General features: G+C 60.4%; 25 protein-coding genes and 1 pseudogene. 9 read left to right on the top strand and 17 right to left on the bottom strand.

Annotation, left to right across the window (positions count from 1 at the left end):
- Positions 1–60: 60 nt before the first annotated feature.
- Together G9X64_RS21060 and G9X64_RS21055 are read left to right on the top strand one after the other, a co-directional pair.
- Positions 61–849: an L-iditol 2-dehydrogenase gene (locus tag G9X64_RS21060; RefSeq protein ID WP_168310551.1), complete on the top strand. Its 789-nt coding sequence runs from the start codon at positions 61–63 to the stop codon at positions 847–849.
- Between the two features lie 56 nt (positions 850–905).
- Entirely contained in the window at positions 906–1,916 is a 1,011-nt protein-coding gene (locus tag G9X64_RS21055; protein ID WP_168310550.1) for a zinc-dependent alcohol dehydrogenase family protein, read from the top strand.
- Between the two features lie 46 nt (positions 1,917–1,962).
- On the opposite strand, the gene G9X64_RS21050 is transcribed toward G9X64_RS21055, so the two are convergent.
- The 10 genes from G9X64_RS21050 to G9X64_RS21005 form a co-directional block, all read right to left on the bottom strand.
- On the bottom strand, positions 1,963–2,982 hold the full coding sequence (locus G9X64_RS21050; protein ID WP_168310549.1) for a LacI family DNA-binding transcriptional regulator: 1,020 nt from the start codon (positions 2,980–2,982) through the stop codon (positions 1,963–1,965).
- A 185-nt stretch (positions 2,983–3,167) separates the two neighbouring features.
- Complete coding sequence (locus G9X64_RS21045; protein WP_168310578.1) at positions 3,168–4,028, bottom strand: Pnap_2097 family protein; 861 nt, start codon at positions 4,026–4,028, stop codon at positions 3,168–3,170.
- Between the two features lie 2 nt (positions 4,029–4,030).
- On the bottom strand, positions 4,031–5,305 hold the full coding sequence (locus G9X64_RS21040) for an MSMEG_0569 family flavin-dependent oxidoreductase (RefSeq protein WP_168310548.1): 1,275 nt from the start codon (positions 5,303–5,305) through the stop codon (positions 4,031–4,033).
- Positions 5,306–5,316: 11 nt separating this feature from the next.
- Positions 5,317–5,604 carry an MSMEG_0570 family nitrogen starvation response protein gene (locus G9X64_RS21035; protein ID WP_168310547.1) on the bottom strand — a complete coding sequence of 96 codons (288 nt, stop codon included), beginning with the start codon at positions 5,602–5,604 and terminating at the stop codon, positions 5,317–5,319.
- Positions 5,597–6,766 (bottom strand): MSMEG_0565 family glycosyltransferase, encoded by a 1,170-nt coding sequence (locus G9X64_RS21030; protein WP_168310546.1) that lies wholly within the window; start codon positions 6,764–6,766, stop codon positions 5,597–5,599. Before G9X64_RS21030 ends, G9X64_RS21035 begins: the two co-directional genes overlap by 8 nt.
- Positions 6,763–7,737, bottom strand: a complete 975-nt coding sequence (locus G9X64_RS21025) for a sll0787 family AIR synthase-like protein (protein WP_168310545.1) — start codon at positions 7,735–7,737, stop codon at positions 6,763–6,765. Before G9X64_RS21025 ends, G9X64_RS21030 begins: the two co-directional genes overlap by 4 nt.
- A gap of 2 nt (positions 7,738–7,739) precedes the next feature.
- The gene (locus tag G9X64_RS21020) at positions 7,740–8,282 is read right to left on the bottom strand and encodes an MSMEG_0567/Sll0786 family nitrogen starvation N-acetyltransferase (protein ID WP_168310544.1); all 543 of its coding nucleotides are present in this window, start codon (positions 8,280–8,282) and stop codon (positions 7,740–7,742) included.
- On the bottom strand, positions 8,279–9,397 hold the full coding sequence (locus G9X64_RS21015; protein WP_168310543.1) for an MSMEG_0568 family radical SAM protein: 1,119 nt from the start codon (positions 9,395–9,397) through the stop codon (positions 8,279–8,281). The genes G9X64_RS21020 and G9X64_RS21015 overlap by 4 nt, the downstream gene beginning before the upstream one ends.
- Complete coding sequence (locus tag G9X64_RS21010) at positions 9,324–10,370, bottom strand: Nit6803 family nitrilase (RefSeq protein WP_168310542.1); 1,047 nt, start codon at positions 10,368–10,370, stop codon at positions 9,324–9,326. Before G9X64_RS21010 ends, G9X64_RS21015 begins: the two co-directional genes overlap by 74 nt.
- A gap of 74 nt (positions 10,371–10,444) precedes the next feature.
- Positions 10,445–10,927: an MSMEG_0572/Sll0783 family nitrogen starvation response protein gene (locus G9X64_RS21005; protein WP_168310541.1), complete on the bottom strand. Its 483-nt coding sequence runs from the start codon at positions 10,925–10,927 to the stop codon at positions 10,445–10,447.
- 496 nt (positions 10,928–11,423) lie between these two features.
- Here G9X64_RS21005 and G9X64_RS36660 point away from each other — a divergent pair.
- The 3 genes and pseudogenes from G9X64_RS36660 to G9X64_RS20995 all read left to right on the top strand — a co-directional run.
- A pseudogene (locus tag G9X64_RS36660) lies at positions 11,424–11,546 on the top strand (alpha/beta hydrolase); the annotation flags it as partial.
- A gap of 190 nt (positions 11,547–11,736) precedes the next feature.
- Positions 11,737–12,387, top strand: coding sequence for an esterase/lipase family protein (locus G9X64_RS21000; RefSeq protein WP_168310577.1), 651 nt, complete (start codon positions 11,737–11,739; stop codon positions 12,385–12,387).
- A gap of 170 nt (positions 12,388–12,557) precedes the next feature.
- Positions 12,558–13,703, top strand: a complete 1,146-nt coding sequence (locus tag G9X64_RS20995; RefSeq protein WP_168310540.1) for a right-handed parallel beta-helix repeat-containing protein — start codon at positions 12,558–12,560, stop codon at positions 13,701–13,703.
- Between the two features lie 60 nt (positions 13,704–13,763).
- Here G9X64_RS20995 and G9X64_RS20990 read toward each other — a convergent pair whose 3' ends face one another.
- Genes G9X64_RS20990 through G9X64_RS20980 form a run of 3 tightly spaced genes read right to left on the bottom strand, consistent with a single transcriptional unit; the run spans position 13,764 to position 16,990 of the window.
- Positions 13,764–14,870 (bottom strand): acyltransferase family protein, encoded by a 1,107-nt coding sequence (locus G9X64_RS20990; RefSeq protein WP_168310539.1) that lies wholly within the window; start codon positions 14,868–14,870, stop codon positions 13,764–13,766.
- Complete coding sequence (locus G9X64_RS20985; protein WP_171377354.1) at positions 14,857–16,212, bottom strand: O-antigen ligase family protein; 1,356 nt, start codon at positions 16,210–16,212, stop codon at positions 14,857–14,859. Before G9X64_RS20985 ends, G9X64_RS20990 begins: the two co-directional genes overlap by 14 nt.
- Positions 16,213–16,255: 43 nt before the next feature.
- Positions 16,256–16,990, bottom strand: a complete 735-nt coding sequence (locus tag G9X64_RS20980; RefSeq protein ID WP_168310537.1) for a GDSL-type esterase/lipase family protein — start codon at positions 16,988–16,990, stop codon at positions 16,256–16,258.
- A gap of 234 nt (positions 16,991–17,224) precedes the next feature.
- Between G9X64_RS20980 and ku (G9X64_RS20975) the strand changes: the two genes are divergently transcribed.
- Positions 17,225–18,028: a non-homologous end joining protein Ku gene (gene ku, locus G9X64_RS20975; RefSeq protein ID WP_168310536.1), complete on the top strand. Its 804-nt coding sequence runs from the start codon at positions 17,225–17,227 to the stop codon at positions 18,026–18,028.
- Between the two features lie 149 nt (positions 18,029–18,177).
- On the opposite strand, the gene ku (G9X64_RS20970) is transcribed toward ku (G9X64_RS20975), so the two are convergent.
- From ku (G9X64_RS20970) to G9X64_RS20960, 3 genes are read right to left on the bottom strand one after another with little or no spacing between them, the layout of a single operon-like run.
- Complete coding sequence (ku, locus tag G9X64_RS20970) at positions 18,178–19,032, bottom strand: non-homologous end joining protein Ku (protein WP_168310535.1); 855 nt, start codon at positions 19,030–19,032, stop codon at positions 18,178–18,180.
- A gap of 18 nt (positions 19,033–19,050) precedes the next feature.
- Positions 19,051–19,284, bottom strand: coding sequence for a DUF2188 domain-containing protein (locus tag G9X64_RS20965; RefSeq protein ID WP_064647874.1), 234 nt, complete (start codon positions 19,282–19,284; stop codon positions 19,051–19,053).
- A 45-nt stretch (positions 19,285–19,329) separates the two neighbouring features.
- Complete coding sequence (locus G9X64_RS20960) at positions 19,330–19,590, bottom strand: hypothetical protein (RefSeq protein ID WP_168310533.1); 261 nt, start codon at positions 19,588–19,590, stop codon at positions 19,330–19,332.
- Positions 19,591–19,733: 143 nt separating this feature from the next.
- On the opposite strand from G9X64_RS20960, the gene G9X64_RS20955 reads away from it, so the two are divergent.
- The 3 genes from G9X64_RS20955 (at position 19,734) to G9X64_RS20945 (ending at position 22,711) form a co-directional block, all read left to right on the top strand.
- Positions 19,734–20,162: an OsmC family protein gene (locus tag G9X64_RS20955; protein ID WP_168310532.1), complete on the top strand. Its 429-nt coding sequence runs from the start codon at positions 19,734–19,736 to the stop codon at positions 20,160–20,162.
- A gap of 86 nt (positions 20,163–20,248) precedes the next feature.
- Complete coding sequence (locus G9X64_RS20950; protein ID WP_171377353.1) at positions 20,249–21,697, top strand: FAD/NAD(P)-binding protein; 1,449 nt, start codon at positions 20,249–20,251, stop codon at positions 21,695–21,697.
- A 108-nt stretch (positions 21,698–21,805) separates the two neighbouring features.
- Positions 21,806–22,711, top strand: coding sequence for a DMT family transporter (locus tag G9X64_RS20945; protein ID WP_168310531.1), 906 nt, complete (start codon positions 21,806–21,808; stop codon positions 22,709–22,711).
- Here G9X64_RS20945 and G9X64_RS20940 read toward each other — a convergent pair.
- The gene (locus G9X64_RS20940; RefSeq protein WP_205917349.1) at positions 22,677–24,359 is read right to left on the bottom strand and encodes a VOC family protein; all 1,683 of its coding nucleotides are present in this window, start codon (positions 24,357–24,359) and stop codon (positions 22,677–22,679) included. The two genes, G9X64_RS20945 and G9X64_RS20940, sit on opposite strands and share 35 nt — an antisense overlap.
- Positions 24,360–24,373: the final 14 nt, after the last annotated feature.

Raw genomic sequence — 24,373 nt, 5'->3', positions numbered from 1 at the left:
CACTATGGCAGCCGTAGACGGCAATCTTGCCGATTTGGGCGCGACCGGGGAGGCAGGGCGATGACATATGCGGAAACGGGACGGCTCTCCGGCAAGGTGGCATTGGTCACGGGAGGCGCGAGCGGCATCGGCAAGGCGGTCTGCGAACGCTTTGCCGCCGAAGGCGCCAGGGTTGTCGTGGCGGATCTCGACGGTGAACGATGCGCACGAGTGGCGGAAGCGATCGGCCCTGATGCCCGGGGTGTGGCGCTTGATGTGACCAGCCAGGACAGCATTGAAGAAGCTGTCCGCTTCACCATCGCCAACGCCGGCAAGATCGACATCCTGGTCAACGCCGCAGGCATTTACGAGGTCGAGTCCATCCTGGAAATATCTCGGGAACGGACCGCGAAAGTATTTCAGGTCAACATCGAAGGCCTGATCTTCATGACGCAGGCCGTTGCCCGGCACATGGTGGAGAGAGGGGCAGGTGGACGCATCATCAACTTCTCGTCCCAGGCTGGGCGCCGGGGCGAAGGACCGGCTGTGGCTTACTGCGCCTCCAAGGCAGCCGTCATCAGCATCACGCAAAGCAGCGCTCTGGAGCTGATCCGCTACGGGATCAACGTCAACGCCATCGCTCCCGGCGTCGTCGATACGCCGATGTGGGACGTCGTCGATGCAAAGCTCGGCAGCCGGGAAGGTTTGAAACCCGGCGACGTCAAGCGCCGCGTGGCCGCCGCCGTGCCCGCCGGACGATTTGGCGCCCCCCAAGAACAAGCTGCCATGGCGGCCTTCCTGGCCGGACCCGATGCAGCATACATCGTGGCGCAGTGCTACAATGTCGATGGCGGCAATGTCATGAGCTGAGCACTTGGTTTCATCAGCCGGAGTAGGCAATCGAACTTGATGTCTGGAGGAGTGGAATGAGAGCTGTACGTTTGGAGTCGATCGGGTCTTTGACCATGCGCAGCGTCGAGAAGCCGGTTGCCGGGCCAAGCGAGCTGCTTGTCCGGGTTGTAGTGGCCGGCATCTGCGGTTCCGATCGCCACATGTACAAGGGCGAGTATCCGACAGCGATCCCCGTCACGCTGGGCCACGAATTCTCCGGCATAGTCGAAGGGATCGGCGATGGGGTGACACGGTTTACCGGCGGTGAGTTGGTGACGGTCGACCCGAATATCTCCTGCGGCACCTGTCGGGCCTGCACGCAGGCGCGGCCGAATTTATGCGAGAGCTTGACCGCCATCGGCGTGACACGGGATGGCGGCTTTGCCGAATATGTGGCGGTGCCGCAGGCCCAGGCCTTCGTCCTGCCGGCCGGCCTCGATCCCGTTCACGGCGCCTTCGGTGAACCGCTGGCCTGCTGTATCCACGCCATCGACAAGGCAAGGATTCGTCCGGGCGACAGCGTCGCCATCCTCGGCGGGGGCGTGATCGGCCTGCTCATGGTGCAACTGGCCCGCCTGGCTGGGGCAGGCGAGATCATTTTGATTACGCGCCAGCAATCGAGACGCCAAACCGCTCTGCGCCTGGGGGCCACGCACGCCTTCGACCCGGCCGCTTCAGACACAATCGCTTCCGTTCGAGAGGTCACCAAAGGCGGCGCCGACGTGGTCATCGAGTGCGCTGGCGTCAGCGACACGCTTCAAACCGGTCTGAAGATGGCGCGGCGCGGTGGTACCTTCGTGCTTTTCGGGGTGACGCCGGCGGGTGTCGAGGTGCCGGTTCTGCCCTTCGATCTGCTCGTAAACGAAGTCGATATCAGGCCGGCCTACCTCAACCCCTTCACTCATTCGCGCGCTGCGGCAATGGTCGCGAGCGGGGTGTTGGAGCTGGACGCATTGGTCACAAAAACCATAGGTCTCGAGGAGGTCGCCGACGTGGTGGGCAACGCGCCATTGCCGGGCGAGATCAAGGTCATTGTCCGGCCCTAGTCTAGCTTGGCCGCGCCCCGCCCGGCTGTCAGGCCACACCACCTGCTCAGTTGCGGACGGGACCGGTGGAATCGCGCTCGATCAGGGTGACCTGCACTTTGACGATCGCACCCTGTCCAGTTTCGTCCCCTGCTCGGTGCTCCTCGATCAGCGCTTCCAGCAGCCGTGCTGCCTGCCGCCCGACATCGCGGATCGGCTGTGCGACCGTTGTCAGCCGCGGAAAGACGTAGGCGGCCTCCGGCAGATCGTCGAAGCCGACGACCGAATAGTCGTTCGGAACGGAAAATCCGCGATCCTGGATGGCATGGATGGCGGCAATCGCTGAAACGTCGGTCGTGCCGATGATCGCGGTGACCTCGGGTCGAGACGCCAGCAATTCCCGCGCCAGCCGGTAGGTTTCTGCAAAGCTGTGCTCTTCGGCCATCGCCACGATGGCAGGCGCGATGCCATCTTTCGCCATTTCCGCCGTGATGCCCTGCAGGCGAAGCTGGATCGGCTGGCTGTGGGCCGGCGCACCGACGATGGCGATCGCCCGATGGCCGAGATCGATCAGATGGCGCGCCATCAGCCGTCCGCCCTCCTCGTGATCGGCCATGACAGCGTCGTCGGCGATGCCGCTCAGCTCGCGGTCAATGGCGATGATCGGAATGTGAGCGTCGCGCAGCACTCCGAAATGCTCGATGCTGCCGAAGGCGCTTGCCACGATGACGCCGTCAACGCGCTGAGCGAGCAGCATGGAGATATAACGCACCTCGTGATCCATGTTTTCCGCCGTGCTGCAGATCAACGTCTGATAGCCGTGCTGGAACAGCTCCTGCTCGATTGCATGGGCGAGGATACCGAAGAAGGGCACTTCAATCGACGGCAGCATCAATCCGATCATCCGGCTTGGTGCACCGCGCAACATACGTGCGCCTTTGCTGGGTGTGTAGTTCAGCGTTCGGATTGCAGCCTCGACCCGATCCCTGAGCTCAGGCGAGGCGTAACCGCTGTTGTTGAGCACGCGCGAGACCGAAGAGACCGATGTTCCTGCAAGTTTAGCGATATGTCTGATGCTGGTCGTCACCTGCTCGCATTTCTTTCTCTACAGCGCCGCGCGTCTTTTTCAGACCCGCATGGGACGCTAGCACAGCAGCGGTCGAACATTCATGAGACGGGCTGCTGAAGTTCACCTTCATTTCATCATCCACTAGATCACTAGCGGGATGCCGCATCAAGCGCGCGCCGCAAGTGCGGGCTCCCGTCCATGCCTCAGCGACGACTCGTCCACATACCGAATATTTTGGCAATCACTTTCCCATTCTTGCGTCGTAGCTGCCCATGGACAGTTTTTTGCTCGTCGGAAAAATCAATAAGGTCGAAGAAAACGCTTTCATTTTGGTCGATATTTCCAAGGAAGAAAACGTCCTTACGGACGATCGGCCCCTTGCAGGGAAACCAGTTTTCCAAGGCGCGATCGGCGAGTGCCTGATACTCGGCAAAGTAAAACAGTCCCGCGCCGTTGAATTCCTGCGAGGCGCTAGGATCAAACCGAAAGGTTCTGAGCGCTCTGTGAGCGAGGACAGGAAACCCGAAATGCGTTCCCAACCGCCCATTCCGGATGTCTGCAGCATTCTGGGCGAGAAGGCTGGACTGGAACCGCTGTCCCTGCGGCTCAGGCAACGTTACACGGGCGATCGAGTGATTGTTGTCTTTGATCGTTCTGTGAACGAAGGTTGAGATGAGTTCGACCGCGCCAACGCTTCGTCCGTGGATAGACAACTCATGTCGGGTCGACGTCCGGGTTCGCGAGACTGCGGACAGTCTCGAATGAATGGTCAAAATGTTGTTCGCCTGCACGACGTCGAAACATGCATCCGTCAGCGACGTTGCACAGATCGCGGCATAGGCCTCCTCTCCACCGGCCGTTCTGAAATCCGCATTGTCGAGCCCGAGATGACAGGCGAGCATCAGCCAGTGACGATGGCCGAGTTCTTTCATCAGCCAGGTCTCCGACAGCCCGTTTCCATTCAGATGCGGCATGCCCAGCAGTATATGCGGATCAAGGGCACGTTCCATCAGGTCGCGTGCCGAAGGTCCTGCGGGCGGAAAATCGAGAAGGGCTGCGCTCATCATCAGGCGCTGACCGATTGCTTGAGAGAGGATGCCTGTGCCGAAAGCCGAGCTGCGAGATGCCCGACTACATGTTCGGCATCCTTGCCGACGCTGAGGAAACGCCCCGAGCCCCAGGTCCAGAGCCAGGGAAGTCCGAGCACGTAGACGCCATCGACAACAGTGACGCCGCGGCGATGAACGGGATAGGCGTTGCCGTCGAAGATCGGCAGGCCGATGAAGGACCAATCCGGGCTGAATCCCGTGGCCCAGATGACCGAGCTGATCCCCTCCGCCTTGAGGTCGAGTTCGCCAATCTCCGCCTCAGGCTCCCAGACAGGGACATAGGGGGAACCGGCCGGAGCATCGATACCCTTTTCGGCGATATGCCGGTCTATCAGGGCATTGATGCCGTTATAGACACGGTCTGCACCGTCGAGATTGGCCTTCAGGTTCGGCTCGAACAGCATCCGGCCGGCGGCGACGCCGGACATGCGGCCATAAAGCGCCATGCCCTCCAGTGCGAACTTGCGCAGATCGATATCACGCCCGCCCTCGCGTCCCGTCAGGTAATGGTTGGTGTCGTGCTTCTTCTTCGTCATGCCATCATGTTCGACGGTGATGTCGTATTGGCCGATATCGGAAAGCCAGTCGACCACATCGCGGCCGCGATAGAACCGGGCGCAACGTGGCGCATTGCCGGTGACGAGATGCACCTTGCGGCCGGCAAGATGCAGATCCTCTGCAATCTGGCAGCCGGACTGACCGGAGCCGACCACGATGACGCCGCCTTCCGGCAGTTGGTCGGCATTGCGGTAGGCGGCGGTGTGGATCTGCATGATGTCCTCGGGCAGGCGCTCGGCAGCACGCGGAATGGCCGGATCCGCATAGAGGCTGGTGGCGATCACCACGGCATCGGCAGTCACCGCCCCAGCCGAGGTCTCGAGCCGGAAGAGGCCGCCATGCTTTTCGAGCGACGTCACGCTGGTTTGCTCGAGGACTGGCGCCTCGACCCTTTTCACAAAGCGAGCGACATAGGCGAGGATCTCGTCCTTGACCATAAAACCGTGAGGATCCGTGCCGTCATAGGGATGGTCGGGAAGCTGGCATTGCCAGTTCGGCGTCACCAGGCAGAAGGCGTCCCATCGCTCGTTCTTCCACTTATGCGCAACGGTCTTCTTCTCGAAAACCACGTGATCAATGCCGTGCCTCTTCAGATAGTGAGAGGCCGACAGCCCGGCCTGGCCACCGCCGATGACAACCGCACTGTAGTGGTTCTTGAGGGATGGTGTGGTCATGATGGGTCCTTTCAAAAGATGAAGGTTTTGCAGTGGACGCGGGCATCTGCGTCATGCAGGAAGGCGACAGCGACGCTTTCAATTCGGGCGAGTTGGTCGTTTGCGGATGAACACGCAAAACCAAACTTCGCCTCCACGCGATCGCTGGCGATGGTAAGCGCCCTGCGGCTGCGATCCATGAAATCGGCGACCGAATAGCTTTCACCCTCGGTGAAAAACTCACGGATGATCAGGGAGGGGGAATAACAGGTCTCCTCCTGGCCATCCGGCCAGGTTATGACGAACCGCATTTCAGGCATGGTCGGCCTCCAACAGTGTGTGATAGCGGGCAAGATGGGCTGTTGCGGTTTGCTGCCAGCCATGGCGGGCTGCAACCGCGAGACCACGGGGGATGATCTGCTCGCGGATCGGCGCGACCAGCGCCAGCGCCATGCCCTCGGCAATGGAGACCGGATGGTGCGGATCGCACCAGATCGCATCGCCGGGACCCAGATATTCGGTGAAGGGCGCAATCGAGGATGTCACGACCGGAATGCCGCTGGCCATGGCTTCCAGAACGACGAGGCCGAAGCCTTCCTTGAGCGAAGGGAACACCAGCGCATCCGCCAATCGGTAGAGGCTCGGCATGTCGGCATCCGCGATCGCTCCGGTGATATGCACCGCTGCGGCGTCCCGACCGAGGCAGGCGAGGCAAGAACGGAACTCCTCCTGATAGTCGCCATGGTCCAGGAGGGAGGCGCCGCCGGCAATGACAAGCTGGGCATCCGGCCGGATGGCGCGGACCTGACGAAAAGCTTCGAGAATACCAAGGGTGTTCTTTCGCGCCTCGATGCCGCCGACACTGAGGAAGATCGGTCCGCTTCCAAGCTGCAGTCTGTCGCGCAGAGCGACCTGCTCGCCGCTCCAGGCAGGCGAGAAGCGGTCGGTGTCGACGCCATTGCCCACCACTGTCGCCTCAATGCCGCGATCATCTCTCAGCCTGTCCTGCCAGAGGCGGCTGACGGCGAAGAAGATATCGGCGGCGTCGATCGCACGATCCTGCAGAGCCATCAGGCGCGGATCGGCGAATTGGTCGATGTGGTGGACGGTGCGGGCAAAACTCGGGATCAGGCCCTCCAGCTTGAGGGTCGCCAGCGCATTGCTGGAAATGCCGTCATGGGCGTGAAACAGGTCGAAGCCATTGGTTCCGGTTCTGCGGAAATAGCCGACATAGTCGGCAATCCGCTGCTCGACCATTTGCGTCATGTCGGCGGGTGCAGGCTGCACGGCAATGCAAGCCGTGCCGCAGGAGGGTTGACGAAAGAAGCCCGTCCCCTTGGCATCAGGCGCGTGCAGGACCACCTCATGACCAAGCGAGGCCAGCGCTTCCGAAAGCTGCATGGCATGAACCACGCCGCCACGCGGATTGGTGGAATGGGTCAGCATGGCAATGCGCAGGGTTCGATGCGACGGGAGGCTCATGCGGCGGCGTCCTGTCGGCCGAGTTGCAGCAGCGGTGTTTCGGCATGATTGCGCACCACTGCACGGCTCCCACCATCGACCAGCGCGACTTCGGCGCCGGCCACGACCGCGCCGATGACCGCAGCGCTGATGCCGCGCGCGGTGAAGCGGGTGAGGACATCGGCCACATGTTCCGGGGCGACCGAGAGCAGGTAGCCGAAGCTCGGAAAGGTGACGAGCCAGCGATCGAGGCTGACACCGGCGGGCAGGGGAATGGCCGTGACGTCGATGTCGATGCCGACATGCGAACATTCGGCCAGCATGATGGCCGTGCCGACGATGCCGCCCTGGCTGATATCCTTCGCAGACAGCGCCAGCCCGGCCTCGGCGATCTCGGGCAGCAATTCGAGGTCGCTGCGCAGGCGTGCCGGCGCCGCATTGGTGGCGGCTTCCCAGTTGTTGAAAGGTTCGCGGTAGCGGCCGCGATGGTCGATCGCTGCAACCAGCACATCGCCGGGCTTCGCGTCGAAGCTCGTCAGCAGTTTCTTGGCGCGACCGAGAATGGCGACCGACAATTGGCCGCGTTCGGTGCGGATATTGGTATGGCCGCCGACGATCGGTACGCCAAAGGCGCTGGATGCCGCCCGCATGCCCTCCAGAACGGGTGTCGCGCCAGCCTCGCCATCGGCCCAGACGGCATCAACCACGGCGATCGGTCGGCCGCCCATGGCAACGACGTCGGAGATATTGACCATGACGCCGCACCAGCCGGCGAACCAGGGGTCGGCGGCGACGAACTCGTTCATGAAGCCTTCAATGGCAAAAAGCAGATAGCCGTCGCCATCGGGCAGCGCGGCGCAATCGTCGCCGACGGCAATCTGCTGCCCCTGCAGGCCGAGGCTTGCCGCGATCGTGCCTATATCCTGCTTGGCGGCGATGCCGCTGCTTGTCGAGAGTTTTGCCGCCAGGGCCTTGATGTCGATCGCGACCATCCTCACGCCACCTTTCTGGAAAGGGCGGTGAAGCCTGCCTCGGGTGTGGCGCAGGGCGGATAATAGGCAAGGTCGGCCTTCATCCTGAGATGCGGCTTGCCATAGACCTCGAACTCCTCGATCACATTCCAGTGCAGCCTGCGGAACAGCAGGCCGTTCTGCACCTGCACATTGGCGAGGAAAGTGTGGCATCCGATCGCATTGGCGGAGGACACGGCGAGCTTGATCAGGGTCGCCCCGAGGGCGCCGATCTTGCGAAAATCCGGATGGACTGCCAGTCGCGAGCCCCACCAGAGACCGGGTTCCGCCTGATGGATGCGCACCGTTCCGACCAGCTGGTCGGCGGCAATACCGAGCATGGAGAGAGCCACGATCGGGATGGCGTGATCATCGATCGCATCGCGGTCGTCGCCCTCGAAGATCTGCTGTTCCTCGCAGAAGACGGCACGGCGCAGCGCATGCGCTTGGCTGCGCTCCCAGGCGGAGGTCGCGAACTTCACCTGGAACTCGCTCGATCGATAGGGAGCAAAGGCTTCGAGCATCATTTGGTGAGCATCCTTTCATAGGTGGAAAGGGCGGAGCAGGCGCCGCATTTGCCGCAGCCGGCCTTGATGTCGACGGCCTTCAAGCCGCTGGCGACCAGCATCCTGGACAAGGGTCCGAGGATCGAGTGCATGAAGTCGGGCCTCGGCGCCGGGTGGCTTTCGAGCGGCGTGCCGGAGATCGGCACGAAGGGCACGACGAAGGGATAGACGCCGAGCGCAACCAGCTTTTCGCAGATATCCAGAATGGCTTTACGGCTGTCGCCGAGCCCCGCCAGGATATAGGTCGAGACCTGGCCGCGCCCGAAGACCTCCACTGCGGCCTTGAACGATCCCATGTATTTGGCGATCGAGACCTGCGCCTTGCCCGGCATGATGCGAGCACGCACCTCCGGCGTCACGGCTTCCAGATGCATGCCGAGAGCATCGACGCCGGCCTCCTTCATGCGGGTGAACCATATATCGTCTTCCGGCGGCTCGCATTGCGCCTGGATGGGAATGTTGACGGCCGCCTTGATGGCGCGGGCGCTGTCGGCGAGGATCGCAGCACCGCGGTCGTCGCCCTTCGGCGTGCCGGTGGTCATCACCATGTGCTTGACGCCGTCCAGTTCGACGGCGGCCTTGGCGACTTCCGCGAGCTGCTCTGGCGTCTTGTGGGCGATGGTGCGGCCGGCGGCCAGCGATTGGCCGATGGCGCAGAACTGACAGGTCTTGGTGCGGCTCTGGTAGCGGATGCAGGTCTGCAGCACGGTCGTGGCAAGCACGTCCTTGCCGTGCAGAACGGCGATCTGCGAATAAGGAATGCCGTCGGCGGTCGAGCGCTCGTAGAAGCGTGGACGCAGGGGAAAGGAGACCTCGCCCAGCACCGTGCCATCCCGGCTGATACGGCTGCGGCCCATATCATCCGGCTTTTCCACCAGATAGGGGCTCTCGAATGCAGGTGCGGTGTGAACCGGCACCATCACCGTCATGCCGTCAATGGTCAGTGCCTTATGGTCGGAAGGTCCGGCACCACCTCGGCGGCTTTCATGTCCGGCCTTGGGGTCAACGAGCCGGGCTCCGTAGGACTGCAATTCGTTGATCAGAACCTCGGTCGGCAGACGTGTCGTATTCTCCATCGGAAGGGGTCCTTGCTTCGGCTGTGGGGAGGGACGGCTGGTTGGTAGTGACCATCGGCGCAGTGGCTCGGCCATCCATGACAAGATGCAGCAGCTCAGGTCGGGCATAATGGCCGACCGAATCCATCATCCGCTTGCGTTTGACGATCAGGCTCATGTCGAGATCGGCGATCAGGATGCCTTCGCCTTCTGTCAGTGGTGGCACGACGTGTTTGCCTTCGGGCGAGATGATCGCGGTCATGCAGCCGCCGCGCAGGGCCTTCTGCAGGCCTGCGTCGGACGTGATGGAGGCGATCTGCCCGTCGGTCAGCCAGCCTGTGGCGTTGACCACGAAGCAACCGCTTTCCAGCGCATGGTGGCGGATGGTGACTTCCATCTGGTCGGCAAAAATCGGCCCGACCATGGAGCCTGGAAACTGGGCGATATGGATGTCCTCGTGCTGCGCCATCAGGGCGTAGCGGGCCAGAGGATTGTAATGCTCCCAGCAGGCTAGCGCCCCAAGGCGTCCGACAGCGCTATCGACCACCTTCAGGCCGGAGGCGTCGCCCTGGCCCCAGATCATCCGCTCGTGAAAGGTCGGGGTGATCTTGCGACGCTTGAGGATCAGCGTGCCATCGGCATCAAACAGCAGCTGGGCATTATAGAGCGATCCGTGGTCACGCTCGTTGACGCCAAGCGCCACTACGATGCCATGCTCGCGGGCGGCTGCCGAGACGGCATCGGTGGCAGCGCTCGGCACCGTAACGGCCTCCTCGTAAAGTCGCACGTGCTCCTTGCCGGAGAGAACGGGCGGCAGCACGAAAGAAAAATAGGGGTACCAGGGGACGAAGGTTTCGGGAAAGACGATCAGCTCGGCGCCTTTGGCGGACGCTTCGCGAATTGCATCCAGCACGCGGGCCAGTGTTTTCTCGCGCGAGGTCAGATCCGGCGCGATCTGCGCGGCGGCAACCCGGACGCTCGGTTTTTTCTCCATGACGAATCCTCGATTGACGGTGGGGAGGCGGAGCGCCAGGCTCCGCCCCTTATTCTTCGGCGCGCGCCTGGTGCTTAGAGCGTCCAGGTATCCAGGATGAAGGCGCCATCGCGACGATGGATCAGGATCAGGTCGAGAACGTCGAGCGGACTGATCGGCGTGATGCCGGGGATCAGCGCGCCTTCGCCATGGCCGTAAAGCGCCTGAAGGGCAAAACGGCAGGCATAGACCTTGCCGCCTTCCTCCATGAACTTGACGATCTGGTTGTTGAAATTCAGATGGCCGGGAAAGGCCTCCGCACCGAGCGTCGGAAAACCGCGCTGGACGCCGAGCGTCACGCCCGGGCCATAGAGAAGGATCGAGGCCTCGAAACCTTTCCGCTTCAGGCGTGTCGCCTGCAGCAGGTTGACGAATCCGATCGATCCTTCGAAGGCCACGGTATGGAAGGTGACGAGGGCTTTTTCGCCTTCGCCGGCCTGTACGTCCTCGAAAACCTTGTCCTCGTAATCGACAAGAAAGTCGCCTTTTTGATTGGCTGGCTTGGTCACTGCGGGCATGGATGGCTCCTTGATTGAAATCCGATCCCCATCCGGGGGAGCATCCATCCAATTGCAAGCGCTATGCCATATTGCTTATGCACAAATAGCAGTCAAATATGCGAGTAATGCATTCAAATATGCAATCAATTGTGAGAGTTAAAAGTCTGAAAGCTAATTTTCTGTGCGACAGAATGCAAGAATCGAATGCACGAAAGCCCAAATCAGATGCATTCAATTGGCGTCAATCCTTGGGAGCAGCCATGATATTTGTGCAGCACGAGCCTCTGTCACCTGTTTACGCTGGGGCTTTGGGAAGAGATGACTAGACTCGCGACGCTTTCTGGTGTCGGATCTAGCTATATTGAATGCACTCAATTAATGCAGTTGGATGTATATGTAGGGGCGTTCGCAAGGCGGCCAACGGAGTACGCCGTCAATTCCGTCGACGGCGGAGGAAGGAGGCGAAAGAGGATGCTCGGATTCCCTTGTCCCCGATTATGCCCGTGTCGCTCTTATGTCGGCTCGACTCAATGCTCGGAAAGTCGTGACCTTGGCGGCAAGCCATGCTTTGCCTCAATCAAAGCCTCTGGAGGTCGCGGCCCTTATCGATGAGGCGACCGTAGACGTCTCGAAGTAAGAACAGGGTGCTTGTGGCGGGGGTGACAATAAGCGCACCCCCCGCTTTCACGCCTTGCGTGCTCCGGTTTCGAGCACGATACACCGCAACGAAACTGTTCGGAGTCTGGCCATTCCGCATTGATCGACAAGCTTCACCGCGAGAGCTACAGAATAGCCTGATCGATAGCAGCCCGTTGAGCGGACACATGATGAACGACACTGTCCTCCTGTTTCACGGCATTGCCCGGACGAAGAAAAGTATGGCGAAGCTCGCCAGCTTCCTGTCCGGCCACGGTTATCGGGTTGTGAATGTCGGTTACCCCTCCACCAAGTTTTCGATCAGCGACCTCATCGACATCGTCCGACCTGAGATCGACGGCGCTGCCAAGGAGGCAGGCGAGGGCAGGGTCCATTTCGTGGGTTATTCGATGGGTGGGTTGATCATCCGTGCTTTTCTGACGCGTTATCGCCCAGCCAACCTGGGAAGGGTGGTCATGGTCGGAACGCCGAACAACGGCAGTCAGGTTGCCGATTTCCTCAAGGGTTGGCCCTTATACAGGACGGTCTATGGACCGGCAGGGCAGCAGCTGATTACGGATCAAACCGCAATGACCGACCTGTTCGGCACAGTGGATTATGAACTTGGCATCATCGCTGGGAACCGAACCATCGACCCGGTCTCTTCGCTTATCATCGGCCTCAGGGTTCCGAATGATGGAAAGGTTTCGGTGGAGAGCACGCGTCTCGACGGCGCGGCGGCGCATATCGTCATTCCGGCAAACCACACTTTCTTGCCCGTCAACGGGATTATGTGGAGCCAGACCCTGTCGTTTCTGAAAGACGGGCGGTTCACAAGCTGACACGATGTACTTTCACCTTCGCTTGGTCTCCGCGATCACTTGAACAGTGCCTGCGGGAAGGCGAAGCCTGTAACATACTTGCTAGCTAAGCCAGATGATTTCCAAATATTCAAACATCCGCCACATGCCCTCTGCTTAATCCCCGCTGCACCAGTATCGAAGGAAATGCCATGACCGCCATCCTGCGAAAGAAAATTCACGGCGCGTCCACACGCGGACAGGTCATCGACGGTGCGCCCGATGTCGGCGTCGCCTATCAGGTGTTTTCCGATACGGTGATCGAAGACGTTATCGTCAAGAACTCTCCTCGAGGCTTCAAATTTCACAATGGCAAGAACCTCACCGTCAGGCGCTGTGAAACAGAGAATGTGAAGGGCGACGGCATCTACCTGACGAAGACGACGCACGTGCTGTTGGAGAATAATCGCATCGGCGCGGCTCCGGGCGAGGGAGCAGACTGCTGCCAGTTCGCCTATCAAAACAGCGACGACAATATCAGCTCCGATATCGTGATCCGCGGTAACCTCTTCCTGCAGTCGCCGGCGAGCGCATCGAACAAGGGCGCGCTGGTCTGCGACAAAACTCGAAAATACCTGGTCGAATACAATTTCATCGGCGGCAAGAATTTCTCCTTTTCGTCGATTGGGGATGACGCCGTGGTGCGCAGCAACATCATGCGCGATGGCAGGATGAATGATTATTCCTTCGGCTACGGCATCGGCGACAAGGCCGACCACGCCGGCCATCACATTTATGACAACTGGATCGAGAACGCCAATCGTGGCGTCAGCCTAAGCGGCTTTTCGGATCAGGAACGGGCATTTCGCAAAGACATCGATATCCACGACAACGTCATTAGCCAATGCGACATCGCGTTCTTCGCCAACCGTCGGTGGTCCGGCAGCTTTCGGCGCAACATATTCCTGCGGTGCGAGCAGGACATCGTTCTCAAGGGAAACGGCAAAACGACTGCAGGTGATATCGATGGCAACTATCGCAACGATGGCAGCTTTCTGAATGTCACCCCGCCGCCGCTTCGCTTCAAGCCCGACGGCAACGCTTCCGTTGCCTCCGGCGAATGGACATCCGAGCCCGACGAAATCCGCATCCAGTGGCGGAACAAGGGGATCGATATTCCAGGCGCCAATAGGCCTTCCATTACGGTCGAGCCTGGCATGGAATTGTCATGCGTCCTGCTGGCCCGCAAGGAGCAGAACTGGATGCTGGCGATCGCTGAGACTGCCTATGACGATTTCACGCCGCGCGCATGGGAGGAACACATGCTGCCTTGGCGCAAGCGCTACCTCTCGACTTAGGCGGCATATCGCTTGGCTGCACGGCGCTGTAACTCTTTCAATCCTCGCATCGCGCTAAAATCAGGATCGGCGCCAACGAAGCCTCATGGCCTTTCCTGCACTGAGCGCTTTGCGAACCGGTTCATCGTAGAGGCGGGTGACGACAATGGCCAATACGACGATCAGCGGAAGAACGACGGCAAAGATCGCCCAGGCCGGCGGTTGTCCGAGGCCAGCGGCTTTCCAGGCTCCCAACAGCAATCCCAGCAGCGGAACATGAATTGCATAGAGCGCGTAGGACGCCTCTCCCGCAATAAGAAGGGGCTGCCGCAGCATGCCATCGAAGTTGGCTGTGTAAAGGACAAGCACGGCGATAGGAAATAAAGCAGTGATGACAATCAGGTCCTTTATGCCAACCCAGGCGGCTGGCGCCTGGAAGACAAGAAGAGCAGTCGCGACAACGATTGTTGTCACCGCGGCTGCTTTTCCGATGCCCGAAGGGGAAAGCCGCTGCCGGTAGCGGTACATCAGGATACCGAGGCTGAAAGAAAAGAGAACGCGGGGAAATCCGGAGAGCAAGGCCCCGTCGAGCGGGATCAGGTCAGCGCTTCCATGGGCCAGCGTTTGCGCCGCCAGCCAACCCCATGACGCAAGGAGGATGACAGCGAGCACACCGTTGGACAGCAATCTCGCCGTATAGCCGTAGGCGAGATTGATCACGATCTCCAGGAATAGAGACCATGACGGACCGTTGAAGGGGAACAGGTTCGGCGCCTTCAGCGATGTTCCACCGATCGCCGGCAGGAAGAACATCGAGGCAATCAACGAGGTGGCAAACAGCAGGGGATCCATTTGCTGATTTCTGCTGAGCGACATGCCTGCATATGCGAGGACGCCGAGCAGTAAACCGAGCAGATAGAGGGGATACAAGCGGATAAGACGCTTGACGGCGAAATCATTGGCAGAAAGCGAAGACTCTTGAATGAGTTTCCTCTCATAGGCGTGGCCGATCACGAAGCCGCTGAGACAAAAAAACAAGTCGACGGCGAGATAGGCGGCAGGTGCTGCATCAAATCCGACAAAACCTTCGGTGTGATGCACTGCCACACAAATAGCCGCCAAGCCACGAATCCCATCGAGGCCAACCAGTCTACGATTATTTGAAGTCATCTTTTTAGCCTGATGCATGTTGCGCGCCTGCCTGGTTCGGCTTGCGGAAGCGGGACAGGAACTCCGGGCCAAGGCTCGAAAGTGCGATCACCGTATGGGGCCATAAGATGAAGGGGGCGAGCATCATTCCGGCTTCGGTGAATGCGCCGATCAAGATCAGCAGGATAATGACAACCTCCTTTCTCTTGGTGATGGCGAGGGCTCGATTGAGAGGCGACGAGGTCATCTTCGCCACGAGCCGCACCACGACGAACGACGTCCAGATTATGGTCGCGGGTATGCCCATGTTCAGCGCAAGTTCGATGTAGGTGTTGTGGGTGGATTGAGCGTCCCACGTTAGGCGAACATATTGCTCCATGATATCGGGCTGTCGGAACAAGGCAAATCCCCAGCCTGAAAGCGGCCGCTCGTAGATCAGCGGCAGCAGCTGTTCCCAGACATTCGTACGTCCGCTGAGCGTAAGGTCTTTCCCGAATGACTCGGCAATCGCCTGTGCCACACCCATCAACGCGACGGAGACGACGAAGCCCAGCAGAGCGAATGCAAGAAGAACGACGAAGGATCTGAATATCCGGCCTGGAAAGCGCTGAATCCAGCTCATTCCGTAGTATACAGCTATTCCAATTGAAAGCAGGATGATCGCCGTTGATGATTTCGCCAGCACGATGAGCACGAGGTAGAGCAGCATTGCCGCCCATCGCAGGAGATCATAATAGCGCAGACGCCACATCGGCAGGGCTGGAAGCAGCAAGATGAAGTTTGTTGCCGAAAACTGGCCGAGCATGTTTTTGTGGTAGAACGCCCCTTTCACCATCCCGGCATAGCTGCCTCTCATCACCGCAAACCGGGGAAAGGCTGCCGTGTAAAGAATATTGATGAAAGCCGTCGCGATGGCAAATTTCGCCAGGCTTTCAAATGTGTCAACGGCTCCATAACGGGCTCTGTAAAGAAGGGGTCCAGCTGTCAGCAATGCGACGGCCACGAGAGCTCGGAGCGAGGCTGTAACGCTGACGGAAAAAGCGATCGAGAGAAAGACGCATAAGAAGACTATGCCAAGCAGCGGCGAGGCGCTGCGGAGCAATTCAACGACTCGCCTGGGCTCCAGCAAACAGTAGAGGCCAATGAGTGGAACGAGCGACATCAGCAGCAGTCGCATTGGCATGGGATCTTTGCCGACACCCTCCTGGAAGTCGGCGGGCAGCCCGTACCACATGCCAGTCGCTCTCCAGAGGGAAATATAAAATATTGCCGAAAGGACGATCCGAACGAGGGTTTCACGCCGAATGCGATATTGCGCACGAGCTCTGGGTCTATGTCTTTGCAGGCCAATCGGTTGGTAGCTGTCAAATGAGGTGCTCATGACATTCCGCCTTACGTTTTGGTAACCACCTGAGCGGCAAAAATCAAAGCTGCAGACCCGCTGCGGCGAGGAAGCTCGTGATCAGCTTGTATGCCCCTTCATTGAAATGAAGATGGTCAGGCTTGTAGTTGGAACATTCTTTATCGCTTGGCTTACCGCACCGCAACATATCATCGTTCATTTGAACGAACGTGACACCCGGCATTTCAGCCAATGACGATGCGACAAGTTGGTTGGCCGGAATTCGTACATCCTCGTAGAAGGCATAGCGCTTGCCCCGAGGCGGTATGGATAACGCGTAAATATGGGCGCCCGGCCAAAGAGCGCGAACCTTGCTAACAACAGCCACGACACCAGTTGCTACTGCGCATGGCGCAGTTTTCGCACCCAGGTTGTTCGTGCCGATAAGCACGACGACATCCGCGGGATGGAAATCCGGAAGGTCTAAACCCTCGAGACGGTACAATGCATTTTGCGTGGTGTCGCCGGCGACCGCGAGGTTCATCACCGGGCGGGTGGGAAAGCTGTCCTTGATCCAGGGCTGCCAGAGTTCGACGAGGGAATCACCGACAAGAGCCATGTTGTATCGGGCCGATCTGGCGCGATAGCTCGGAAGAGCGCGATTAAGTCGCTTGCTTGCCTGCTTTTGCTGAGCCGAGGCATTCGTGGCTTTTGTCGGGTCAGGGCATTCCTGTGCGAAGGACGTGCCAGCATTGCCGACGATGAGAAAGAAATTGCATGCGAGGACGATGACGAGGTTGGCGAAAAGTCGCAACATTCAGATTACCGATATCCTGACGTCTTGGGGCTTTCATTATTGAAGAGGAAAATGGCGGTGGCAAGGAAAGAGTGGCTCTGGTCCCTCCGCCCGCAATGCTCGGGCATGGCAGCCGATCCATGAAAGGGAAATGCACCCACCGCATCTGATCAACGAAATCTTCAATTGCCGGAACCAAAGACCGAACCCGCCGTTGATTGCAATGCCCAACCGTGTCCGGGAGACAGGACAGACATGGCACGTCAGACATTCTGGAAAGGCTATCTCAAGCTCTCGCTCGTCACCGCGGCCGTCTCGCTGACGCCGGCAACGACCGAAAGCAACAAGGTCCGTTTCCACGTCCTCAATCGCCAGACGAAGAACCGCGTCGAAAGCCGTTATGTCGACAGCGTCACCCACAAACCGGTGGCCGAGCGGGACCAGGTGAAGGGCTATCCGCGCGGCGAAGACGACTATGTCCTTCTCGAGGACGAAGAGATCGAGGAAGTCGGGCTCGAAAGCACCCGCACCATCGAGATCGACACATTCGTGCCGCGCGGCTCGATCGATTGGATCTGGTACGACAAACCGCATTTTCTGGCGCCGGAGGACAAGGTCGGCGTGGAAGCCTTTTGCGTCATCCGCGAGGCGATGAAGGCAAATGACGTCGTCGGCATTGCCCGCCTTGTCCTTTATCGCCGCGAGCGTGCGGTGCTGCTGGAACCGCTGGGCAAAGGCATCGTTCTGTGGACCCTGCGTTATGGCGACGAGGTGCGTGATCCCGTTGCCGAACTCGACGACAAAACCGAGATCGACACCAAGCTGCTGACGCTGATGAAGCAACTGGTGAAGGAAGAGACGAAGGATTGGAGCCCGACCATGGTGCAGGATCCGATCCAGAAACGTCTAAAGTCGATGATCCGCGGCAAGCAGCAGAGCCTGAAGAAGGCGGCGCCCGCGCAAAAACCTGCACCGGTGAAATCGACCGGCAATGTCATCAATATCATGGATGCGTTGAAGAAAAGCCTGGCTGCGGAAGATGGGCGCAAGCCCCGTTAGCTACGGTCGGCAGAAGCATCTGCGCTATCGCCTCTTCTTCTCCAGCGGTTTCGCCGAGGCGAAAAACCCGTCCTAGGGATCTCTCGGCAAGGCATCGAGCCGCATCGGCCGTGAAATCGCGTTTCGCCTGATAGGTTTCGAGAGCCATCTCAGCTTGCCTTCTTGCTGCGGCTGTCGCTGCGCGAAGGCGCCTTCTTCTTCGCCGGGACCTTCTTTGCTGGCGCCTTGCCGCTCATCTTCGCGCTCTGGCGCAGCGCTTCCATCAGGTCGACGACCTTGCGTTCCGGAGCCGGTTTCTTCTTCGGTGGCGCCCGGCCCTCGATCTTCGCCTTCACCAGCTCGACAAGGGCAGCCTCGTAGCGATCTTCGTATGTGCTCGGTTCGAAGCTGCCGTGCTTGGTGCCAATGATATGGCCCGCAAGTTCGATCATTTCCTTGTCGAACTTGATGTCGGGAATGTCTTCGAAAACCGTATCGGCCGAGCGCACCTCGTAGTCGAAATTCAGCATCGTCGCGACGATGTAGTTGTCATGCGGGCGGATCAGCAGCGTCCGGTTGCGCCGGAAAAGCACGGCTTCGGCCAGAGCCGCGACCTTGCCGTCACGCATGCCCCTGGCGATCAGCGACAGCGCCTCCTCATCATGTTCGTCGACGGGCGCGAGATAGTAAGGGCGGTCGAAATAAAGCTTGTCGATATCGTCGTAGGCAATGAAAGCCTTGATATTGAGGACCTTGTCGCTTTCCGGCATGATTTCGGCGATCTCGTCGCCCTCGATGACGATGTAGTCGCCATTCTCCATCTGGTAGCCCTTGACCTGGTCGCTCCGCTCGACCGGCTTGCCGGTCTCGCTATCGACGAATTGCCGTTCCACCCGGTGGCCGGTCCTGCGGTTGATGATGTTGAAGGAGACGCGGTCGGAGGAGGAAACGGCGGTGTAGAGCCCGACGGCGCAGGCAAGGTCGCCCACCTTCAGATGACCCTTCCAGCTTGCCCGAGCGGCCATTCCATCCTCCGTCGCAGATCAGAGCCGGCTGCCGCTCTTGTCGGTTTCGAGTTCCTGAAATGCCCAGCCGCGGCCGTCGGGTGCGGGATAGGCGAGCAACGCATCGCCATTGCCGATCTTCTGGCGCGATGCAGCGTCCTTGGCATGGATAATCGCTTCATCCGCTGTCGCATAGGTCTCCGAAAGTGTGTCGCCGAGCTTATAGGCCCAGCCATTGTCATGCGGCACGACCTGATAGGTGATATCGGCCATTTCGAATCTCCTCTCTCAACTAAATAGGGTGCATGATGTCGGCGGCTAGTTCCGATTTGGTTTGCGCCGTTCGTCGAGCGCAACGATCTTCTCCAGCGATGCGATATCCTCGCTGGTGACGACCGGAACCGGATCGGCAGCGATGGCTTCCAGCACTTCCTGGGAGACGGCGCCGTTGCGGATCGCCCATTCCAGCGTTTCGCGCGTCTCCCGCTCGGCCTTCAGCTGCGCATAGAGCGCGACGATCAGCCGATCGCGCGCATCCATCCGCCGGCCTTGGTTATCCATGCTGCGGACATGCACCATCGCAATCCACCTTTGTCACTGATTTCGTTCAGGTGTATTCAACTGATGAGGGATGGAAAGGTTCCGAAACCGGTGGGCGGGCTTTGCCATTGCCGCATCAGGCGGAATCACTATCTGCAGGATATTAGCGAGAGGATTTCAATATGGCCGATCTCAAGGTTCGTCCCCGCCCGACCGGCGCCACCGCCGTGGTCGGCCGCACCGGTTTCCCGCATGTCACCTCCGCCACCAAGGGCGAGATCGATATCGTCACCGCGCCGTCGCAGCCGGGCTTCAATCCGCTCGATCTGCTCTATTCCTCGCTCTCGGCCTGCCTGGTGCTGAGCGCCCGCATCGTCGCCAGCCAGATGGGCGTTCTCGACAAGATCAGCGAGATCACCGCCGAGGTCACCGGTGAGAAGGCGACGGAAGGCCTTTCGCGCGTTGCCAAGTTCAACATCGCTTTTTCGATCAAGGGCGATATCGACGAAGAAACCCGACAGAAAATCGCCCATGCCGCCGAAGACGAGATCTGCACGGTGAGCAACACCATCCGCGGCAATCCCGAGTTCTCGACGACGATATCGGCGTAAGGCTAAATCTACATAATAATTATAGACAATCGGGGAGGAGGATTGCGTGACCACTGCCCCGCTTCTATGCTCAGGCATCGAAAGCAATGATCCCGGCCACCATGCAGCCCAAGCCTCTCCCGACATCTGAACAGCCCGTCGTCGCCATCATCGGTGGCGGTGTCTCCGGCGCCGGTGTCGCCTATCATCTAGCGAGAGCCAACTGCGGCAAGCCTGCCATCGTGGTCTTCGAGCCGCGCGCCGAACTCGGCCGCGGCCTTGCCTATGACACGGCCGATCCGGCCCACCGCATCAATGTTCCAGCCGCCAAGATGAGCCTGCAGCCCGATGACCTCGGCGAATTCCTGGCCTGGATCGAAGCCCGTGACGCCGTCGCCGGCGACCCTGAGGCCAGGCAGCCCGATGGCTCGCTCTTCCCCCGGCGCCGGCTGTTCGGCGAATATGTCGCCTCGCTGCTGAAGCCGCTACTGGAAGACGGTAGCGTGCGTCATTGCCGCGCTGCGGTGACGGCTGTCGAAGCCCGTGCCGGTCGTTGGTCGATCCTCGACGACAGAGGCGGCGTGACGGAGGCCGATATCGTCGCGATCGCCACCAGCCATCCGCCGCCGATAGCCCCCGGCCGGCTTGCGACCCGGCTTGCTGCCCATCCCCGTTTCGTCGCCGATACCACCAAGCCGGGCGTGCTCGAAGTGATCCGCCCGCAGGACCGGGTGCTGATCATCGGCAACGGCCTGACGGCCGCCGATGTCATTGCCTCGCTGGCGCAGCGCGGGCATGACGGTCCGGTCACCGCGATCTCGCGCCGCGGTCTGCGGTCTCGCGGGCATGCGCCGGTACCGCAGGAACTCTTCGGCGACTTCGTCTCCGATGCGGCCCATTCAGCCGTGTCGCTGCTGAGAGGGATCCGCGCCGCCATAGGTGCGGCGAAGGCGCAGGGCATAAGCTGGCATGGGGTGATCGATCAGGTGCGGGCGCAGGGATACGATCTCTGGCAGGCGCTGCCGGTTGCCGAACGACGCCGTCTCGTCCGCCATCTGCGTCCCTATTGGGATGTGCATCGTTTCCGCATCGCCCCGCAGGTCGAGGCGGTGCTCGACGCGGCGGTTGCTGCAGGTCGCCTCGATATCCTGGCCGGCTCGGTTGCCGATGCGCGCATCGAGGGCGAGTTCATTCTTTGCACCCTGCACCCGCGTCATCAGCGTCAGCCGCTGGAGAGACGTTATGACGCCGTCGTCGTCACCACCGGCCCGGCGCATGGCGGCATTCTTGAAACCCAGCCCTGGCTTGCGGCACTTGCGACAGACGGCCACCTGTCGCTCGATCCGACCGGGCTCGGCCTTGCCTGCACCGAGCGCTCGGAGGCGATCGGCCCGTCAGGAAAGGCAGATCCTTCGCTGCTGATCTCCGGCCCGCTGGCGCGCGGCACGTTCGGCGAGCTGATGGGACTGCCGCAGGTGACCGAGCATGCCTTCTTCATCGCCGGTGAGATCGCCGAAAAGCTGCGGACGAGCGCGACGAATAGGCATCCTGCCTGATTTTCCACCAATATGTCGCTCTTCGACTGTCCCCGGTGATCGACTTCTGATACGCATTCCGCGGCTAACATCAGCCCCCTGTTCGGGCGATCGAAAAATATCGAGACCATGTCGCAGGCTGCCTCTACCCTTTCCGAAGCCTCGCCTTCCAATCGTTTTGCCCTGGCGGCGCTCCTTCTCGGCGGGGCGGCGATCGGCGGCTCGCCGATTTTCGTCAGACTGTCCGAGGTCGGACCGATGGCGACGGCCTTCTGGCGTGTGGCGCTGGCGCTGATCCCGATCCTCATCGTCTCGTTCGTGAAGAAGGATGCAGGGCCGAAGCCGCAAAGCCTTTCCGACTATGGCATGCTGGCTCTCCCGGGCGTCATGTTGGCGCTCGATCTCGCCGCCTGGCACCTTTCGCTCACCATGACCTCGGTCGCCAACGCGACGCTGCTGGCAAATCTCGCGCCTGTTTTCGTCACGCTGATCGCCGTCCTGTTTTTCGGGGCGAGAACCAGTGTCGTCTTCCTAATGGGACTGGTGCTGGCACTCGCCGGAGTGGTTATTCTGAAAGGCGGACCGGCAGGGCTCGGTAACGGCGATTTGAGCGGCGACGGCGCCGCGCTGATCGCCGCCTTCTTCTATGCCTGCTATATCCTGGCGATCGGCAGGTTGCGCAGCCGCTTCGATACGATCCGCATCATGCTCTGGAGCACGGCATCGGCAGCCGTCTGCATCTTTCCGATAGCCTTCTTCTTCGAAGGCCAGATGCTGCCCGCAACCGTCTTTGGCTGGTCGATCCTCTTCGGCCTCGCCTTTGTCAGCCATGCCGGCGGGCAGGTGGCGATCACCTATGCGCTCGCCTATCTGCCGCCGGCCTTTTCATCGCTGACGCTGCTGCTTCAGCCGGTCGTCGCCGCTATCCTCGCCTGGGCGCTGCTCAATGAGGCGATCGGGATGATGCAGGCGCTGGGCGCCGCGGTGGTGCTCGCCGGCATCATGGTTGCCCGGACGTCTCGCGCGCCGGCTTAACCGCTTGCTGCTCCAGCGGCTGCGGATCATCACCCATCCTCTGCAGCAGCCACTTCTGGATGATCGGTACATCGGCATCGCCGAGGTCGTGACCACCGGGGATAACGTCGGAATCGACGGTGGCGCCCGAACTTTTCAGCTTCTCTTCCAAGTCGCTCGCATATTTGCCGTAGGCATCCGTCTTGCCGCTGATGACGAGCAGGTCGGTGCCCTTGAGATCGGCGTGCGGATAGTCGCTGAGCACCGGCATGGAGCGCAGCAGCACCGCCTTGTGAACAAGGTTCGGGTGCAGGTAGAGCAGCGAGTTCAGGAGGTTGGCGCCATTGGAATAGCCAACATAGACCACCTTCTTGGGATCGAGGCCGTAGGACTTGACGGCGCCTTCGATGAAGGCCGCAAAGGCTTCGGCCTCAGTCTTGATGTCGTTCTGATCGAAGGAGAAGGGTGTAATACGCTTGTACCAGCGTGGAAAACCCTCTTCCGTCGCGCGCCCTCGCACGCCCATCAGGGTTGCTCGAGGCGCCACCTTGTTCAGGAGCGGCATTAACGTCGTCTCATTGCCACCCGAGCCATGAAGGAGCACGAAGACACTACCGTCGGGATTCGGCGGCGTATAGAAGCGGTGAACGAACGGCAGTTCTCGGTAGTTGATGCGGGGCTGGCCGGGCATCGAAAACTGGGGCAGAATCACCTTCAGGTCGTCGAGATTGGTGATCGTTTCCGGCGGCGCGAAGAGCTTGGTGCCGAGGGATGCATGCTCTTCGTCAACAGTCATGCCGGGCTTGTCGGTGGCAAGCTCCACCAGCGTGCCGCCGGGTTCGCGGGCATAAAGCGAGCGGAAATATTTGCGGTCGTGCATGTTGGTCGGCGACCCATCCGTCGCTTCCAGTGCCTTGCGCACCGAAAGCAGCGTCTTCTCGTCGGCGGCGCGGAAGGCAACGTGATCGACCGTGCCGGTGCCCGGCGCACCGGACCAGAAGCCGCGTGCATCGCGCACGTCGATGACGTCGCCAGATTGCGACACCAGCCTGTCGATCGTGCCGCGGTTGGCCTGGAAGCGGTAACCGAAATGCGTTTCGAGGAAGCTGCGGCTTTCGGCGGGCTTCTCAGTCAGCATGGTCGCGCCGCGCACGCGCTGAACGACATGCTCGACCGGGATCGAGGCGCCGTCCCAGGCGGCCGGCGATGCGAGGTCCTTTGCGCCCGCGAGCTTGAGGATGATGTTGTCAGGGTCCTTCAGCCGTAGGACAGGCTCGCCGAATTCGTCGGCCGGTCCCTCGGATCTCAGACCGAAGCTCATGGCCCGCGTCAGCCAGTAGCCGATGCTGGCGGGATCGATTGCCAACGAAATTTCGCTGATCTGGCCGTAACCGGCTCGGCCGGGCGCACCATCTTCCCAAGCGAGGAAGGTGAGGAGGGATCCCGGCGTTCCCGCCGCATCGCCATAGAACAGATGAAGCTGCGTCGCGTCCTCGTAACCGGCTGTCTGCTTGACGAGCCGCATGCCGAGAAATCCCGCGTAGAAGTCCACATTCGCCTGCACCTTGCGGGTGACGGCCGTGACGTGATGTATGCCTGATACCATCGAGAGCAGTCCTGATTGAAGCGGTGTCGTCAGGAGCGCGAGTATGAGAGCTGCGAAGGTCATACCGTTGCCAATGA

It is taken from the genome of Rhizobium sophorae (genome assembly GCF_013087515.1).
Classification (GTDB): domain Bacteria; phylum Pseudomonadota; class Alphaproteobacteria; order Rhizobiales; family Rhizobiaceae; genus Rhizobium; species Rhizobium sophorae.
The sequence above is the reverse complement of the archived record's forward strand: the minus strand, read 5'-3'. Positions and strand labels throughout refer to the sequence as shown.